Source organism: Ruegeria sp. CDSA034 (genome assembly GCF_059612275.1).
In genome coordinates this window covers 63,314-80,163 of the sequence record NZ_JBXWQH010000001.1, presented here as the reverse complement: position 1 = coordinate 80,163, position 16,850 = coordinate 63,314, and the positions used below count along the sequence as shown (strand labels likewise).

The following is a 16,850-nucleotide window of genomic DNA, read 5'->3' as shown; positions in this document are numbered from 1 at the left end:
ATCGGTAACTATGAAATTTGCCGGGAAAATGACGGAAACCGGGCCAAGCCGTGCCGTTTCAGCGGCCCAGTTGTTCCTTCAACTGCAATAGGTTCGGGTCCTCTGGGATGATCTCTAATCCCTGGGCCAGAACATCGCGTGCGGCCTGAGGTCCACGATTGATCTGCGCCAGTTGCACCAGCATTGGCCAGGCTTCGGCGCGTTGCGGGTCAAGGGTAACCACCTCTTGAAACGCCCGCTCAGCCGCTAGCGCGTTGCGGAACGTCAGGGCCATCCCGCCAAGCACGAGATGCGTTTCAGGAAAATCCAGACGGTTGGAAATCGCCGACTGCCACTCGGACATGCCCCGCCCCGACAATTGCTGCTGTTCCGCAGTCAGGGCCTGCGGCGGAATGTTCAGAAACTCCTTTGCTGCCGAAATGCGGACATTCCGTAACGGGTCGGACAGCAGCGGCTCAAGCCGTTGAACTTGATCGGGCAAACTGGCCTGACGCTGCAGCGGAGCCGCATTTGCCCGAACCAAAGCGTCTTCGTCCACCAACAGCTCTGCAGTTCTGGCCGCCACATCTGCGGACCCAAAAGATTGCAGCAGATAGGCAGCCGTGGCGCGCACGATGCCGGGTTGATTAGGGTCGGTTGCGATGTCCAGTAGCTCGTCTGGCCCATCCGCACGACCAAGCGTTGCTGCCTGAAAGGCCGGTCCAAAATGCGGCTCTCGATGCGCGCTGTCCGGAAACCAGCCTTCGATCTGCTGGGCGGCCCATGTCTGATCCTGATCCGAATGGCAATCCGTACAGGCATCCTGCCCCAGCCCCAAATCGGGACGCGGCACCCGAAAACTGTGATCGCGCCTGCCGTCGACACCCATATAGACACGCTCGATCATGTGGCAGGACTTGCACTGTGCACCCTCGCTATTCTCTGGGTGATTGTGATGTTCCGGCGCGTCGTACTCTTTGGCAGCCAGAGTTGGAAACCTGGGATTCGCGGCAGGCGAGTGACACTGCGTACACACCCCGTTTCCATCTGCCCTCAGACTCGCGTTATGCGGCTCGTGACAATCCATGCAACCCACGCCGCGGTCATACATCTTGGATTGCAGGAACGAGCCGTACACATAGACTTCATCCAAAATCTGACCGTCCGGGTGGTACAATCCCGGACGCAGGACCGCCAGATTGTAGGCGTCATGATAGGGCGTTCCGGGCAGCGGGTTGCCATCTCCATGCGCCTCACGACGGGAATGACACCCGGCGCATTGCTGAATCTCGGCCTCGGTCTGGCCTTTACCCCAATCCATCAAGAACCCGGTTTCGCCCAGTCCCTGCGACAGGCTTTGCCCCCCAACCCAATCGATATGCGCAGAACCCGGGCCATGGCAGCTTTCGCACCCGACCCCGTTCTCGGCCTGTACCGAGTCGTATGTTCTGGTTTCAGCGTTGTACTGTTTCTCAAAACCAGTCGCGTGACATTCCGCACATCGCGCATTCCAGTTCTTGTAGGGTCCGGTCCAGTGCAACCCGTCATCTGGGGGTAAATCCTGATCGGGATAGAGGTGAAACCACTGCTTGTTCTCGGTATCCCAAGCAACATCGAAACTCTGCAACCGGCCGGGTTCTGTTTCGAATAAGTATTGCTGCAACGGCTCAATGCCCACGACGGAATGTACGCCGTATTCGGTGCTCATCCCGTCTTTTTCGCTGACTTTTGCGCTCAGCGCGCCTTCGGTGTCGGTGAATTCGACTGACATCCCGTCATGGTCGAACCGCGTTCCGTCAAAATCGGCAACTACAGCCCCGTCTTTAACCTCAGTCCAGGCCAGCGCGTGGTGGGAATTGGACCACGCCGCCGCCTCGTCCTTGTGGCAATCGGCACATTGATCCGACCCGACATAGGCCGGAGACTGGCTAAAGGCGGCCACAGGCACAAACAGCCCGACACACAACGTCAGAAATTTCACTGAGAACCCCGATCCTGATTGTCTTCCAGATCCATCAAAGCGCCGTTGTATTCGGCACCAAGGATCAGAATTGCCGCGCACAGGTACAAAAAGATCAGCGCCGCCATGACGCCAGCCAAACCCGCATACGTGGCGCTGTAGCTGGCAAATTGCGCGATGTAGATCGAGAACCCCCACCCGCCGGCCGCCCACAAGGCCAACGTCAGAACAACGCCAGGCAGGATTTGCATCAGCTTGTGCCGCCGCGTTGGCAGGATCAGATGCGCCAACAGGACTGTGCCTGCCGGAACCGCAACCGTGAAGGTCCAGCGCAGCCTGTCTACCGACAACCAGTCCGACACGTTCACATCAGTCTTCTCGCTTACTAGTTGGGTGTAGGCGGGCAAAACAACTTCGACCGCGGCAATGGCCAGAATGGCAACACCACCAACTATAACCAGCCCCAGGCACAGCAACCGGGTTTTCCAGAACGGCCAAACGTCGCTATCGTGATAAGCTTGGTTCATGGCCGCCCGCACAGCCATCACACCGTTCGAGGCGAAGAAGATCGCCAGTAGACCACCCAGCGTTATGACGCCCGAGCCGGATTCCTGCAGGACGGCCCGCAATTCAGCCACGATTGGCCCCGCGACATCTTTGGGCCACGCTCCAAACACAAGCTCAATCAGTTCGTCGGTGACATAACCCTGAGACAATGACCCCGCCAAAGCCACTGTGAACAACACAAATGGAAACAAGGCCAGCATCAGGGACATAGCGACGTGGCTGCTCATCACGAACCCGTTTTTGTTGTTGAACCGCACTACGGCCAGCCACAGCGCCTGAACTGGCCGGCCAATTGAGGGAATCACACGTGCATTCATGCGCTCAGCCTAACCCGCCTCGGCTTTGCTCTGAAATGGCAAATCCCTTCAGAACGTAAATTATCTCGCCCAAATGTTTGGGCACATTGCAGAATCTCGCCCAGCGGTGCAGGATCATCTACCAGAGCGACCACCAATCGTTGTAACGTGCTACGCGGCATCACAGGCGGGCTAAGCGATGACTTTGGAACCTGATCAGAACACGGGCGGTCCGCGGCTGAAGCTGTCGGTTGTTCGGGATGCGACAATTGTCGCCACACTGATTGTATTGGGACTTTACGCGGGTTCAGCATTCCTGATCCCGCTGACCATGGCTTTGTTGATCAACGTTTTGATTATCGCGCTGAGCGACCGGGTAATCTCGATGGCCCGGGTGCCCGTCTGGCTGGCCAACATCGCCGCAGTCACAGTTGTTTTGGCTGGTTTGTTCGTGATCATGTACATCCTCGGCAGCCAGGCGACGCAGTTCGCCCGATCCATCAGCACGTATGAAACCCAGTTCGACGGTGCCGTGAACCGGGTCACGGGGCTGGTTGGCAATGACGTCACCACGTTTATCCGTGACAATCTGGTCAGTATCGACATGTCCTATGTCGCGCGCGTGTTGCTCAGCAGTGCAACATCGCTGCTGAACCAATTTTTCCTGATCAGCCTGTACGTGGCCTTTCTGATGGCCGAGCGTCTGGCGTTTCGCAAAAAGATACAACTGGCTGCGGGCAATCCCGAAACCGGGGCCGAATTCACCACAATTCTGGATGCGATCACCGACAGCCTGCAACGTTATGTCGGGGTAAAAACCTTCATCAGCCTAGTCACGGCAGGCATCAGTTACTCGGTTTTCAAGGCGCTTGGGCTTGAATATGCCGAAACATGGGCCGTGCTGACCTTTGCGCTGAACTTCATCCCGTCTATCGGTTCGATCATCGCCGTAATCTTTCCGGCCATGATTGCCCTCGTTCAATATGAAACGATCGGGCCTTTCCTGATCATCGTGTTTGGCTGCGGCACCATCCAGTTTCTGATCGGCAATTTTGTTGACCCCGCCTTGCTGGGCCGGTCGCTGAACATGTCTACGTTTCTGGTGATCCTCGCGCTAACGTTCTGGACAACCGTTTGGGGGCTGATCGGTGCATTCCTGAGTGTTCCTTTGACTGTCTGCATTCTGATCATCTTCAGCCACATTCCTGCCCTTAGGCCAGTGGCTATTCTGATGTCTCTTGATGGCCGCCTTGGTGATGACAACGCACCCGCACGGACCCAATAATCTGTGCAAAACCCGATCTTCATAGGGTCCGAGATCTATCGCCATTCGACCTATGGTTCAAAACACCCGCTGGCTATCCCGCGCGTCTCCACCGTCATGGACCTGTGCCGCGCGCTGGGCTGGATCAATTCGGAAAATTACAGGGTCAGCCCCCGCGCAAAACCCGGCGCGCTGCACCGCTTTCACACGCCGGACTACATAGATGCGCTGCAGGCCGCGGAAAGAGCTCAAAGCGTCTCGGATGATGTACGCTCGACCTATGCTCTGGGCACGCTGTCCAACCCGGTATTCCCAGAGATGTACAGACGCCCCGCCACTGCGGCCGGAGGATCAATGTTGGGCGCTGAACTGATCCGCGATGGCGGCATCGTTTACAACCCTGCGGGCGGAACACATCACGGCCTGCCCGACCGTGCCAATGGGTTTTGTTATCTGAACGACCCGGTTTTGGCGATCCTGACACTGTTGCGAATGGGCCTGGACCGGATTGTCTACGTCGATATCGACGCCCATCACTGCGACGGGGTCGAGGCCGCCTTTCAGGGTTTGGAAACGGTTCGGATGATTTCCATTCATGAAGCCCGACGGTGGCCGTTCACCGGCAAGCTTGATGATGATGCAGGCGGCGCGGCGTTTAACCTTCCGGTGTCCAGAAACCTCAACGATGATGAATTTGGCGCCATTCTCGACCAGCTGATCCTGCCCGCGGCTGAGGCCTTCAAACCGCAAGCCCTTGTCCTGCAATGCGGAGCCGATGCGGTTGCCGAGGACCCGCTGTCGCGCCTGGCGCTGTCCAACAATTCTCACTGGAAAGCCGTCGCCGCACTGAAAGGTCTTGCGCCCCGCGTTCTGGTCCTGGGCGGAGGCGGTTATAACCCGTGGTCAGTTGGCCGCTTGTGGACTGGTGTTTGGGCCACCTTGAACGACCTCGACATCCCCGAAGTGCTGGAGGCAGACGCGCAAGCCATCCTCGACGCATTGACCTGGAACCGGGCAGCTGGCCGAAATCCTCCGATTCACTGGCTTCGAACGCTGCGCGACGCGCCAAATCACGGACCTATCCGACCAGAATTGAAGGAAGATTTGCGCCGTCTGACTGGGCGGATTTCACAGTAGATCGGCGAAATAAAGGCTGCTAACATACCGCTGTTACGACACATTTTCTAATTACCGCACAAAATCACAAAGTCAGTTTGGAAAATTGACGCCGATTGGACCCGCCAAATGAATGCACTTAATCAGATAAATGATCTCAAAGCCCGAATGGGACAATCCATTATCGGACAGACTGACGTGATCGACCGCCTGCTGATCGGGATGTTGGCCAACGGAAACTTGCTGATCGAAGGGCTTCCCGGTTTGGCCAAGACCCGCGCGGTCAAGGCAATGGCACGTAACCTGGATGCACGTTTCAGCCGGATTCAGTTCACTCCGGATCTGCTGCCATCGGACGTCACGGGGACCGAGGTGTTTCAGCAGACTGATGACGGTGGCACATTCCGGTTCGAGCCAGGCCCTATCTTCGCCAATATCGTTCTCGCGGACGAGATCAACCGCGCCCCCGCCAAAGTTCAGGCTGCGTTGCTTGAAGCGATGGAAGAACGGCAAGTAACGGTCTCGGGAACCACGCATAAAATGGAACCGCTGTTTATTGTGATGGCAACCCAGAACCCGATTGAACAGGAAGGCACCTATCCCTTGCCCGAAGCGCAAATGGACCGGTTCCTGATGCATGTTCAAATCACTTACCCCCCAGTCGAGGATGAGGTTGAGGTGATCCGTCTGGTTCGGGGCGAGGAAATCGCGGCGGGTAAAGGCGCAACCAATGAAGCGCCGCCGACAATCCCGCAGGACGCCGTATTCGCCGCGCGTTCTGAAATCGGTCAGATCCACGTATCCGACGCAATGGACCGCTACATGGCCGATCTGGTGCAAGCCACGCGAACGCCCGGCGCGCTCAGTGAAGAACTGGCCGGTTGGATCGACATCGGTGCCAGCCCGCGCGCCTCGCTTGCCTTGGACAAATGCGGTCGCGCGCATGCCTGGATGAACCAGCGCGATTATGTCGACCCGGCAGATATTCGCGCCATCGCACATGATGTATTCCGCCACCGCATCACCCTGAGCTTCGAGGCACAAGGCAGCGCCAAATCTGCGGATGATGTGATTTCGGAAATCCTGCAGCTTGTTGCGCTGCCCTGAAACCAAAGGAACGCCGCGTGTCCCAGACCGCCGCATATCCCGACGACCCACGCATACACGTTGATGCGGACCACCTTTTAAAGCTGGGTTCAAAGTCCCGCGCGATCAGCCTGCTGCCCCGCCAACCTGCCCGTTCGATCCTAAACGGCCGGCATGCCTCACGCTTGCGCGGGCGCGGTCTGAATTTTGAAGAACTGCGAAACTACTTGCCCGGGGATGACATCCGTACCATCGACTGGAAAGTGACCGCGCGCACCGGAGAGCCCCATGTTAGGGTCTATACCGAGGAACGCGACCGCCCCGCCCTTTTACTTGTGGACCAGCGCGTTTCGATGTTTTTCGGCACGCAAGTCTACATGAAATCGGTCATCGCGGCCGAAGCCGCAGCGATCTCTGCACACCGGGTGCTGGGGCAAGGCGACCGGGTCGGCGGGATCGTCTTTGGCGATTCCGATGTGGCAGAACACCGACCCCAACGCCGACCCGCTGCCCTGACGCGGTTCCTGTCATCGGTGGGCGCGCTCAATTCAAACCTACGCGCAACGTTGCGGGATGAGCCAACCGTGGCGTTGAATGATGTGCTGAAGCAGGCCGCGCGGATCGCGCATACCAATACTTTGGTGTGCGTCTTTTCCGATTTCGATGGGCTGAATGAGGTGTCAGAGAAACTACTTAGCAGACTTTCTGCCTCGAATGATTTGATATTGTTCAATATTTCTGATCCCAGTTCGCGTGAACTTACCCCGAACCTTCGGTTTACAGTGTCCGATGGCGACCGCCAGATTGAACTCGACAGCTCGGACCCCGATTTGTCGCACCGAATAAGAACAGCGCTGGAAGATCGACTTGCCCAGCTACAGACGTGGTCGCGCCGCTATGGATTTCCCGTAGTACCGCTGACCACGGCGGAGCCGACGCTCGACCAGTTGCTCAAGCTATTTGGTCATCCCGGAGGCCGAAGATGAGCGTCGATGTCGAAGGCAAATCACTGGTTGACCTGCTGGACATGCTGGAACCTGCCCCGGTGCCCGAGCCTATTTCCATGATGCCGCAGACCTGGGGATGGGGCGTTTTGGCCTTAATCCTTGCTGGGATTATCATCCTTGGCGTTTACGCCTTTCTTCGCCACCGACAGTTTAATGCATACCGACGTGAAGCGTTGATCGAATTGGCCGCGTCAGACAATGACGCCGCAAAGATAGCCGAGATACTCCGCCGCACGGCTCTGGTCGCGTATCCACGTCGGAAAGTCGCTGCATTGCATGGAGAAGAATGGACCAACTTCCTAAACCAAACCTCTGATAATGTTACCTTTACTGATGGCGCTGGCCGCCAACTTGTGGAAGCACCATACAGAGATGCAAAAGCCGATCCTGATCTGGAAATCCTCGCGCGAAATTGGATTAGATCACACAAGCGGGAAAGGACAGCCTGATGTTCTCCTTTGCCGCGCCTTGGGTTTTCCTCCTACTCCCGTTGCCATTTTTAGTGTATCGGCTTGCCCCACCGTATCGCGAAAAAAGCAGCTCGATCCGCATCCCATTCTTTCGCCATGTCGCACAGGCCGCTGGAGTTGAACCCAAGTCAGGATCCGTCATTCCCCGCCGAGCACGGTTTCAGGCCGCCACAATCGCATTAATCTGGCTTCTTTTCGTAGCAGCCATGGCCCGCCCCGAAAAACTTGGTGAACCATTGGTTATCGAAAAGTCGGCGCGCGACGTGGTGCTTGCCTTGGACATTTCAGGATCAATGGACCAGCGGGACTTCACAACAACGGATGGCGCTCCAAAACAACGGCTGGCCGCGGTTAAGGATGTGCTGCGTCAATTTATTGCCGAACGCCAAGGCGACCGGATGGCTTTAATCATCTTTGGTACTCGGGCCTTTGTCCAAGCCCCTTTCACGGAAGATCTGAACAGTTTGAGTGGGTTCCTGGATCAAACTCAAGTTGGCATGGCCGGTCCCAATACTGCGCTGGGGGATGCAATTGGTCTGGGCATACGCACCTTTGACTCCAGCGAGGTCGACCAGCGCCTGATGATCGTTCTAAGCGACGGGGCGGATACGTCCAGCCGCATGACGCCGGTAAACGCCGCAGCAATCGCGGCCGAGAAAGGCGTCGTCATCTACACAATCGGCGTTGGTGATCCTGACGCCTCGGGCGAGGACCGGGTGGATCTGGATGCCTTAAAGGACATCGCAGACCGTACGGGCGGTGAATACTTCTTTGCAGATGACGAAGAAGCATTGGCTGACACATACGCACGCATTGACGAACTCAACCCCCGGGTCGTGGAAACGCAAAGCTACAGACCACGTGAAAGCCTTGCCCATTACCCGCTTGCGTTGGCATTGCTGACCATGCTCATCTCCAAGGCTGGCCAACTTGTAATCCAGCGGCGCCGAGGTGCAACATGAGCGGCGCGTTGGCAGATTTCCATTTTTTGCGAGCCTCTTGGCTGCTGTTTCTCATCCCTATTGCGATACTCTGGTGGGTGATGCGGCCCAAGCCCAATTCGCACTCCCAATCCATAACCGGCATCGCGCCGCACCTTGCTGCCGCCCTGACCCTGGGGGCAGAAAACAGGAAGCGTGTGTACCCGATAGACGTCGCGATGATCGCAGCAATCCTTGTCACCTTAGCCGCGGCCGGACCGACATGGTCACGGGCCCCGAACCCTTTGGTTGCGGACACGGCACCGCTGGTAATAGCACTGAAGGTCACGGACAGTATGGAGGACCCGGACCTGCCACCATCCCGGCTGGATCGGGCCAAGTTCAAAGTGACTGATCTTATCAATGCGCGTGTCGGAGCACAGACGGCGTTGATTGCCTACGCCGGAACCCCACACAGCGTTGCGCCCTTGACCGAAGACGCCAACATCCTGCGCCCGCTTTTGGAGGGCCTCGCGCCAGCAGTCATGCCAAAACAAGGGGATGCAGCCGCAGATGCACTGACTCTTGCCGAAACGATCCTGAACGACAGTGATACACCCGGCGCAGTTTTGTTTGTTCTGGACGATCTGGACCCGTCTCAACTCTCTGCTTTTGAGAACACGGCCGTACCGGTGTTTTTTCTGCCAATGCTGCCGGACGGTCAAAACATCGCTCAGTTAAACGACCTGAGGACCGCGACGGTCGTGCCGTTCTCTAACGATGAACGTGATATCAATCGCTTAGAGCGTCAAATTCAATCCGCTTACACTGCGGCGCTGGACGACGATGATCGATTGGACTGGCAGGACAGAGGTTGGATGTTGGCCTGGCCCGCCGCGTTTTTGTCGTTGCTTTGGTTCCGGCGCGGTTGGGTGATCCGTTTGTTGTTGCTGACTGTGATTTTTGCGGCTCCATCAGGACCCGCAAAAGCCGATGGTTGGCGAGATTGGTTCCTGAGCCCGGATCAACAGGGGCAGATTGCGATGAACCAGAAACGCTACGCTCAGGCGGCAGAGCTGTTTGGAGACCCATATCACAAGGGCTATGCACAGCTGAAAGCAGGTCAGTACCCCGAAGCCGCGGCAGTCTTTGCCGAACTGGACACACCCGAGGCCGCCTTTTCCGAGGGAATGGCGCGCATTCGAAACCGCGAGTACAGGCCAGCCATAGCAGCATTTGAAGCGGCTTTGGAGCGTCGGCCAAATTGGCCCGAAGCGCAACACAACTTGGACGTTTCCAAAGCGATCCTCGACTTCGTTGAAACAACCCGGGAGCAGTCGGACACAGGCGAAGAAGCGGGCATCGGGGCCGATGACACAGTCTTTGACAATGAAGCCGGGCGCGGCGAGGACACAACCATTCAGGCCCCGACCGAAGGTGCGCAGGCCATGTCTGCCGATCAGTGGATCAGCACGATCGACACAGATATGCAGGACTTTCTGCGAAATCGCTTTTTGTTGGAAAATCAGGAGCAGCAGCAATGAGATACCTCATATTCCTCATGCTGTTTTTCCCGGTACAACTGGGGGCGCAGACAGGTGTTCAACCGCAGGTCACAGCCGAGGCACCGACCGATCCGGTTACTGTTGGGCAACCGGCAATCGTACGGATAACGGTACTTGTCCCCACTTTCATGCCGTCCCCGCCGGTTTTTCCGTCGCTCGAACAAGAAAACATGCTTGTTCGCCTGCCTGAGCGTGCTTCCGGCCCAATCAGCGAAACTGTGGATGGCGAGACCTGGTCCGGTGTTCAACGCAGCTACCGTCTGTATCCGCTTCAGGCTGGGCCGATTGAATTCGGCAAGCAAGAGGTTGTGGTGACCTTTGCCGATCCCGAAACGAATGCTCCAACGACGGTCAATATTCCTTTGCCCGAAATGACCTTGAACGCCGTTGTACCAGAGGGCGCACGCGATCTGGACCCGCTGATCCTGGCCACGGGGTTCACGGTCGACCAGCAGATCGACGGATCAACCGAAATGGAAAACGGGGCTGCAATCACTCGACGCCTAACTGCCAAAATTGTCGGCACGACGCCCCTTCTGGTGCCTGAATTGATCCCCGGCATACAGGACCCGCTTCTGAGCGCCTATCCGAAAGAGCCGCGTTTTACCGAAAGCGAAGACCGGGGTGTTCTGTCTGGCCAGCGCGTTGATGAGATCGTCTATCTTGCGCAACAAGGTGGCCAGACCCAACTGCAGCCTATCACGATCCGGTGGTACAATCTGGACACCAATCAGGTTGAGAAAATTGATATCGACGCGGTTGATCTAACGCTTGCTCCACCGAAGTGGCAGCCGCCGGATGCGGATACGATTTTCAGGTTGCTTGCCTTGGCGGCCGGTTTGACACTAGCTCTTTGGGCATTTGTACGGTTTCTTGGTCCGCGTGTCACAAGTTGGAAACAGGCGCGGCGCGACAGATATCAAATATCTTCGGACTTTGCGCTGGATGCATTGAGGAAAGCCTTGCAAGCCAATGATATCTCAATGTCTTATTCTGCCTTGGAGTTGTGGAAACTGCGCAGCGATACCCCCGACATGGCAATTGGCCTGGAAGAGCAACTGGCTAGGATCGGGGCCGCAAGATACTCATCCCGCACCGGCTCAAAACCCGAGGCTTGGGCAGCGGCATTGTCCGAACTCAAGGTTATGAAACAGACGGAACACCGCGCTCGGAACCAGCTACCGCCGCTTAACCCGTAGGGTCAGCACTGGCAGGCGGCGATCAACTTGCGCCTATCCTTAAGCCGTACGCGGCCATACCCAAGCTCGATCAATCCCAGCTCTACCAAGTTGTGCAATTTACGGTGTAGCGTAGGCAGCGATACGGCCACCATTTCGGCCAGTTCATCCTGTGACACGACGATCCACCCATCGGATTTTGAGGCCCCTTCATCCAGGTGCAAAAGGCGGAGAACCAACCGTTTTTCCGCCCCGGTCACTGCCAGATTTGCCATGATGCGCAACGCAGTTTGCATGTTCTCATGCGATAAAGCATAGAAATCACGAACATATTCGGGATTGTCACGAACAAGTCGGTCCAGCCGCCGCGACGGAAAAAACAATGCCCGCGTTTTCTGTGTCGCAACAACACTTACCAGTCGGTTGGACTCGGCTAACAACGCAAGATCACCGATCCAGAACCCGCCACCCTGTCTGTGGACAACGAAGTCCTGTCCATCATCCGCAGGTGCAGTGATTTGAACGGAACCCTCTAGAACCGCAAAGACCCCGTTGGCGGGATCTCCGTAGTTATACAGCGCCTCACCCTCATCGAAAGATTTTGCGACCGCACATGCAAGCAAATCCGATTGAAAGCTTGCGCCTCGCGCCCCGAACCACCCTGAGGCAAGCAGTACCTGTCGGTCACGCGGATTTTCAAACATTAGTATTCATCAATCTCATCATATGATAGGTTTCCGAGCATTGTCATAGCCTAAGGTAAGGCTATTCGATTCTCGACGTAATGTGAATTTTTCCTACCGGGAATCAATACGTTGTTGGCGGAAAAGATAATCGCCGCCATCAATTACTTTTAGATCAACGGATCATTAAGATCCGGCCAATTCAGGAGTAGACCATGTCACCACCCCTATTGATTGCAGATAGTTGGCGCGGCACATTGCGCAAATTCGCCGTAGCTTCCGTCGCGGTTGCGCTGGCCCTGCCCGCCTGGGCCCAGGATCAAAAGCCCAATATTCTTGTGATCTGGGGCGACGACATCGGACAATCCAATATCTCGGCCTATACGATGGGCTTGATGGGATACCAAACCCCGAACATCGACCGCGTCGCGAAAGAAGGCATGATCTTTACCGACTATTATGGTGAACAATCCTGCACCGCCGGTCGTTCATCTTACATTATGGGCCAGTCTGTTTTCCGCACGGGCCTGTCAAAAGTTGGCCTGCCGGGCGCTGATCTGGGTATGCAGGTCGAAGACCCGACTATTCCCGGATTGCTGAAGGACCACGGCTATGTGACCGGTCAGTTTGGTAAGAACCACCTTGGCGACAAAGATGAGCATTTACCGACAAACCACGGTTTTGATGAATTTTTCGGAAATCTCTACCACCTGAACGCCGAAGAAGAACCGGAGAATGAAGACTATCCGGGCGATGCGGTTCTGGCCGATGGTCGTACCTTCCGTGAAGCCTATGGCCCGCGGGGCGTGATTAAATCCAAAGCGGACGGAACCATCGAAGACACCGGCCCGTTGACCAAGAAGCGCATGGAAACCGTTGACGATGAAACCGTCGCAGCCGCGATAGACTTCATCAAGCGGGCCAATGAACAAGGCCAGCCCTTCTATGTCTGGTGGAACGGCACGCGCATGCACTTCCGTACCCACGTCAAAGATGAAATGCGCCAACAGGCCAACGAGATCTTTGGAGGCGTTGCTGACGAATACACCGCTGGCATGATCGAACATGACATGCATGTCGGGCAACTGCTGGACCTTCTGGACGAGCTTGGCATCGCGGACAACACCATCGTGCATTACTCGACCGACAATGGTCCGCATATGAACACATGGCCGGATGCTGCTGCGACGCCGTTCTGGGGCGAAAAGAACACCAACTGGGAAGGCGGCTGGCGCGTTCCGTCAATGGTTCGCTGGCCTGGTCAGATCGAAGCGGGCTCGATCACCAATGAGATCGTGCACCACATGGACTGGCTGCCGACATACCTGGCGGTTGCTGGCGACCCGGACATCAAGGAAAAGCTGAAAACTGGCTATAGCTCGTCCGGTATGGGCCGTGACTACAAGGTGCATCTGGATGGATATAACATCCTGCCCATGCTGACCGGCGAAACAACCGAAAGCCCACGCGCCGAGATTTTCTATTTCTCGGATGATGGTGACCTGACGGCTCTGCGCTATGACGACTGGAAGCTGATCTTCCTTGAGCAGAAAGCATGGGCAACCCTGCGCGCTTGGATCGAGCCCTGGACCGAGCTGCGTATTCCTCTGATCGTGAACCTGCGTCGTGACCCTTATGAGCGCGCCTATCGCACCTCCAACACATATTATGACTGGTTGTTGGATCGGGCGTATTTCCTGGTTCCTGCTCAGGAATACGTGGGCAACTTCCTGGCAACCTTCCAGGAATTCCCGCCGCGCCAGAAAGCGGCAAGCTTCAACCTGGATCAGGTCATGGACAAGCTGACGACGCCAACAAACAACTAAGTCGTATCTAAAATCCAATCGGGCCGCCCTTTAAAAGGCGGCCCTTTTCATCTTGAAATTGAACGAGAAATTCATGCGACATTTAATTCTAAGCGCCCTGCTGTCCTGTGTCCCTCTGTCTCTGCTTGCTGACCCTCTGCCCAGTTGGACTGAGACCGAAAGCAAAGAAAGGATCATCGAGTTTGTCGCCGCCGTGACCGACCCGCAGCGCCCTGAATATGTGACGCCAGCAGAAAGGATCGCCGTTTTCGACAATGACGGCACGCTTTGGGCCGAACAACCTGTGTATTTTCAATTGATCTTTGCTATGGATCGGCTGGCTCAGATGGCTAAGGATGACCCTTCGATCCTGACTACGCCCGTTTTGCAGGCCGCTGCGACAGGCGATCTGAAGACGGTCGCGGAAGGTGGTCATGATGCCTTGATCGAGGTGTTGAATGCCTCTCATTCCGGCGTCACGGTCGACGAGTTCCAAAGCGCCGTCGCCGACTGGCTGGAAACCGCCCGGCACCCGGAAACCGAACTGCCCTATGACCAGATGACCTATCAGCCGATGGTCGAGTTACTGCGGTATTTGCGAGACGAAGGGTTCAAGACCTACATTGTCTCCGGCGGTGGAGTGCACTTTATGCGCGTCTTCGCCGAAGACGCCTATGGCATTCCGCCCGAACAGATTCTGGGTACATACATGGACACCACTTATGACAGCGCGGACGGTGGACCGGTCATTACCAAAGCTGATGGCATCGCTTTTGTGGACGACAAGGAAGGCAAACCGATCAACATCGAGCGCACGATCGGCAGACGCCCGATTCTGGCCGGGGGGAATTCGGATGGCGATTTTGCCATGTTGGAATGGACCACCACAGGCGATGGCCCACGGTTGGGTGTTCTGATTCACCATACCGATGCAGAACGTGAATGGGCCTATGACCGGGAAAGCCCAATCGGCAAACTGGTCGATGGATTGGACAAAGGGCCAGACATGGGTTGGGTGATTGTAGATATGGCGCAAGACTGGTCACGCATCTACACTGGGGCAAACTGAACCACCACGGAGCCCGATAACCCCATGTGGACACTGCTTGTTTCCGCCTTCGTCTTTGCGCTTTACACAACAGCAGTTTTCTTTTCTGTACGCGCGGCCCAAACCGCGCGGACACCTCAGGGCGCGGTCGGGTGGGTGGTCTTTCTGATCTCGGCCCCGATGTTTGGCGTGCCGCTTTACCTGTTTTTGGGACACCATAGATTTCGGGGCTACCGTATCGCGCGCAAGGAAAGCCAGCGCGTGGTTCAGGGGATCAAGACTTTCGCCGACTACTCAACGCCCGATGCCGACAAATTGCTTATCAACCCCAAACCGTTCGAGGCGCTGGCGCATATGCCCGTGTCGCGCGGCAACGGGGCAGAGCTGCTAGTGGATGGGCAAGCCACCTTTGATGCGATTTTTGAGGCCATCGACGCAGCCAAGACTTACGTTCTGATCCAGTTCTACATCGTACGCGCCGATGCGTTGGGTCAGAAACTGAAAGACAAGCTGATCGAAGCAGCCAAACGCGGTGTCAGCGTCCGGTTCATGATGGATGCCGTCGGCAGTTACGCCCTACCCAAGGACTACATCGAAGAGATGCGCGAGGCCGGTATCGCCGTTTCGGATCCGCATGAACAACGCGGACCAAAATTCCGTTTCCAGTTGAACTACCGCAACCACCGCAAAACCGTTGTTATCGATGGCGAAACGGGATTCATCGGTGGTCACAACATCGGGGTCGAGTATTTGGGCCAGGACCCGCATTTCGGACATTGGCGCGACACCCATGTCAGGTTGACCGGTCACATTGTCCGGCAATTGCAGTTGATCTTTATCGAAGACTGGCATTGGGCGCATGAAGAAGATCTGATCGACCAGTTGGATTGGGCTGGGTCCGAGGCGGACCAGGACATCAATGCGCTGCTAGTCGCGACAGGCCCCGGCGATGAAACCGAAACCGGGTCGATGATGTTCTTCGCCGCCATCACAGAGGCGCGGAACCGGATCTGGATCGCGTCACCCTATTTCGTACCCGACATCGATATCATGACCGCCCTGAAACACGCGGCTTTGCGCGGTGTCGATGTGCGCATTCTTGTTCCTGATGTCATTGATCACCGCCTGCCGTGGCTGGCGGCTTTTGCCTATTTTGATGAAGTTCGCGCCTGCGGTGCACAAGTCCTGCGCTACACAGACGGCTTCATGCATCAAAAGGTCTTCGTTGTGGATGACTCACTGGCCGCAGTAGGCACGACCAATCTGGACAATCGATCATTTCGGTTAAATTTCGAGGCAATGGCCCTGTTCTTTGATCCCCAGACCACAGCCGCAGTCGATGCGATGCTGCAAAAAGACTTTGCCAAAAGCTATGAGCTGACGCGCTATCTGGAACAGCAACCAGTGCACATACGCCTCGGCGCTCCGCTGGCGCGATTATTCTCACCCATCCTTTAGGCCATGAACCTTTCCTGAAACACCCGGGTCATAAGGGCGACCATGTAGGCCGTGGACAACCCAAAGGCCAACAGGCCTGTAACTGCAGCAAAGGTACCGAAAATCCGCAGATCTTCACCCAAGACGATGTCGCCGTAGCCAAGCGTTGTGAATGAGACCAGCGAGAAATAAAGCGCCGTATTCCAGTCGGGCAATACATCGCCGAAAACCCAGACGATGGCCCAAATCCAGACCTGAATGGTGTGGGTCGCGACGATAAAGGCCAGCGCGGTTGCAATTGGACCGGCCGTTGCCAAAATGGCGCCTCTGGCTTCCCAACGCTCGATCAGCCTGTTGATGGCCAGCGTGCACAGAGTCAGAAGAAAGATTTCGACCAGAAAGCAAAGCCCGAGAAACGTGCTGCCCCAAAGGATCTGCTGTGACAAGGTCATGTTTTCGCATCCTGAAT

General features: G+C 56.3%; 15 protein-coding genes. 11 read left to right on the top strand and 4 right to left on the bottom strand.

What is annotated here, in order from left to right; all coding sequences use genetic code 11:
• Positions 1–58: 58 nt before the first annotated feature.
• Positions 59–1,960, bottom strand: a complete 1,902-nt coding sequence (locus tag AC2FLJ_RS00395) for a multiheme c-type cytochrome (RefSeq protein ID WP_496704200.1) — start codon at positions 1,958–1,960, stop codon at positions 59–61.
• A complete protein-coding gene (locus AC2FLJ_RS00390) occupies positions 1,957–2,823 on the bottom strand; it encodes a YihY/virulence factor BrkB family protein (protein ID WP_058271700.1) in 867 nt (288 codons plus the stop codon). The genes AC2FLJ_RS00395 and AC2FLJ_RS00390 overlap by 4 nt, the downstream gene beginning before the upstream one ends.
• Before the next feature lie 178 nt (positions 2,824–3,001).
• Here AC2FLJ_RS00390 and AC2FLJ_RS00385 point away from each other — a divergent pair, with 178 nt between their 5' ends.
• The 8 genes from AC2FLJ_RS00385 (at position 3,002) to AC2FLJ_RS00350 (ending at position 11,429) form a co-directional block, all read left to right on the top strand.
• Complete coding sequence (locus AC2FLJ_RS00385) at positions 3,002–4,087, top strand: AI-2E family transporter (RefSeq protein ID WP_282118390.1); 1,086 nt, start codon at positions 3,002–3,004, stop codon at positions 4,085–4,087.
• Positions 4,088–4,090: 3 nt separating this feature from the next.
• A complete protein-coding gene (locus AC2FLJ_RS00380) occupies positions 4,091–5,203 on the top strand; it encodes an acetoin utilization protein AcuC (protein WP_496704199.1) in 1,113 nt (370 codons plus the stop codon).
• Positions 5,204–5,311: 108 nt separating this feature from the next.
• A complete protein-coding gene (locus AC2FLJ_RS00375; RefSeq protein ID WP_109311855.1) occupies positions 5,312–6,289 on the top strand; it encodes an AAA family ATPase in 978 nt (325 codons plus the stop codon).
• Between the two features lie 17 nt (positions 6,290–6,306).
• On the top strand, positions 6,307–7,254 hold the full coding sequence (locus tag AC2FLJ_RS00370) for a DUF58 domain-containing protein (protein WP_496704198.1): 948 nt from the start codon (positions 6,307–6,309) through the stop codon (positions 7,252–7,254).
• Positions 7,251–7,724 carry a DUF4381 domain-containing protein gene (locus tag AC2FLJ_RS00365; protein WP_496704197.1) on the top strand — a complete coding sequence of 158 codons (474 nt, stop codon included), beginning with the start codon at positions 7,251–7,253 and terminating at the stop codon, positions 7,722–7,724. Before AC2FLJ_RS00370 ends, AC2FLJ_RS00365 begins: the two co-directional genes overlap by 4 nt.
• Positions 7,724–8,707: a VWA domain-containing protein gene (locus tag AC2FLJ_RS00360; protein ID WP_496704196.1), complete on the top strand. Its 984-nt coding sequence runs from the start codon at positions 7,724–7,726 to the stop codon at positions 8,705–8,707. The genes AC2FLJ_RS00365 and AC2FLJ_RS00360 overlap by 1 nt, the downstream gene beginning before the upstream one ends.
• The gene (locus tag AC2FLJ_RS00355) at positions 8,704–10,209 is read left to right on the top strand and encodes a VWA domain-containing protein (protein WP_496704195.1); all 1,506 of its coding nucleotides are present in this window, start codon (positions 8,704–8,706) and stop codon (positions 10,207–10,209) included. Before AC2FLJ_RS00360 ends, AC2FLJ_RS00355 begins: the two co-directional genes overlap by 4 nt.
• The gene (locus tag AC2FLJ_RS00350) at positions 10,206–11,429 is read left to right on the top strand and encodes a hypothetical protein (protein WP_496704194.1); all 1,224 of its coding nucleotides are present in this window, start codon (positions 10,206–10,208) and stop codon (positions 11,427–11,429) included. The genes AC2FLJ_RS00355 and AC2FLJ_RS00350 overlap by 4 nt, the downstream gene beginning before the upstream one ends.
• 2 nt (positions 11,430–11,431) lie before the next feature.
• On the opposite strand, the gene AC2FLJ_RS00345 is transcribed toward AC2FLJ_RS00350, so the two are convergent.
• A complete protein-coding gene (locus AC2FLJ_RS00345) occupies positions 11,432–12,112 on the bottom strand; it encodes a Crp/Fnr family transcriptional regulator (RefSeq protein ID WP_282168263.1) in 681 nt (226 codons plus the stop codon).
• A 194-nt stretch (positions 12,113–12,306) separates the two neighbouring features.
• On the opposite strand from AC2FLJ_RS00345, the gene AC2FLJ_RS00340 reads away from it, so the two are divergent.
• From AC2FLJ_RS00340 to cls, 3 genes are all read left to right on the top strand, one after another.
• Entirely contained in the window at positions 12,307–13,917 is a 1,611-nt protein-coding gene (locus AC2FLJ_RS00340; protein ID WP_282168262.1) for an arylsulfatase, read from the top strand.
• A 73-nt stretch (positions 13,918–13,990) separates the two neighbouring features.
• Positions 13,991–14,965 (top strand): HAD family hydrolase, encoded by a 975-nt coding sequence (locus AC2FLJ_RS00335; protein WP_496695574.1) that lies wholly within the window; start codon positions 13,991–13,993, stop codon positions 14,963–14,965.
• 24 nt (positions 14,966–14,989) lie between these two features.
• Positions 14,990–16,402, top strand: coding sequence for a cardiolipin synthase (cls, locus tag AC2FLJ_RS00330; RefSeq protein WP_472723822.1), 1,413 nt, complete (start codon positions 14,990–14,992; stop codon positions 16,400–16,402).
• On the opposite strand, the gene AC2FLJ_RS00325 is transcribed toward cls, so the two are convergent.
• Positions 16,399–16,833 (bottom strand): ion channel, encoded by a 435-nt coding sequence (locus tag AC2FLJ_RS00325; protein ID WP_058278005.1) that lies wholly within the window; start codon positions 16,831–16,833, stop codon positions 16,399–16,401. The two genes, cls and AC2FLJ_RS00325, sit on opposite strands and share 4 nt — an antisense overlap.
• Positions 16,834–16,850 lie beyond the last annotated feature (17 nt).

What these genes read in the sequence shown, in the direction of transcription:
- AC2FLJ_RS00390 (WP_058271700.1), bottom strand. Translation starts at nt 2,823, where the DNA reads ATGAATGCACGTGTGATTCCCTCAATTGGCCGGCCAGTTCAGGCGCTG.
- AC2FLJ_RS00385 (WP_282118390.1), top strand. Translation starts at nt 3,002, where the DNA reads ATGACTTTGGAACCTGATCAGAACACGGGCGGTCCGCGGCTGAAGCTG.
- AC2FLJ_RS00375 (WP_109311855.1), top strand. Translation starts at nt 5,312, where the DNA reads ATGAATGCACTTAATCAGATAAATGATCTCAAAGCCCGAATGGGACAA.
- AC2FLJ_RS00365 (WP_496704197.1), top strand. Translation starts at nt 7,251, where the DNA reads ATGAGCGTCGATGTCGAAGGCAAATCACTGGTTGACCTGCTGGACATG.
- AC2FLJ_RS00360 (WP_496704196.1), top strand. Translation starts at nt 7,724, where the DNA reads ATGTTCTCCTTTGCCGCGCCTTGGGTTTTCCTCCTACTCCCGTTGCCA.
- AC2FLJ_RS00355 (WP_496704195.1), top strand. Translation starts at nt 8,704, where the DNA reads ATGAGCGGCGCGTTGGCAGATTTCCATTTTTTGCGAGCCTCTTGGCTG.
- AC2FLJ_RS00350 (WP_496704194.1), top strand. Translation starts at nt 10,206, where the DNA reads ATGAGATACCTCATATTCCTCATGCTGTTTTTCCCGGTACAACTGGGG.
- AC2FLJ_RS00345 (WP_282168263.1), bottom strand. Translation starts at nt 12,112, where the DNA reads ATGTTTGAAAATCCGCGTGACCGACAGGTACTGCTTGCCTCAGGGTGG.
- AC2FLJ_RS00340 (WP_282168262.1), top strand. Translation starts at nt 12,307, where the DNA reads ATGTCACCACCCCTATTGATTGCAGATAGTTGGCGCGGCACATTGCGC.
- AC2FLJ_RS00335 (WP_496695574.1), top strand. Translation starts at nt 13,991, where the DNA reads ATGCGACATTTAATTCTAAGCGCCCTGCTGTCCTGTGTCCCTCTGTCT.
- cls (WP_472723822.1), top strand. Translation starts at nt 14,990, where the DNA reads ATGTGGACACTGCTTGTTTCCGCCTTCGTCTTTGCGCTTTACACAACA.
- AC2FLJ_RS00325 (WP_058278005.1), bottom strand. Translation starts at nt 16,833, where the DNA reads ATGACCTTGTCACAGCAGATCCTTTGGGGCAGCACGTTTCTCGGGCTT.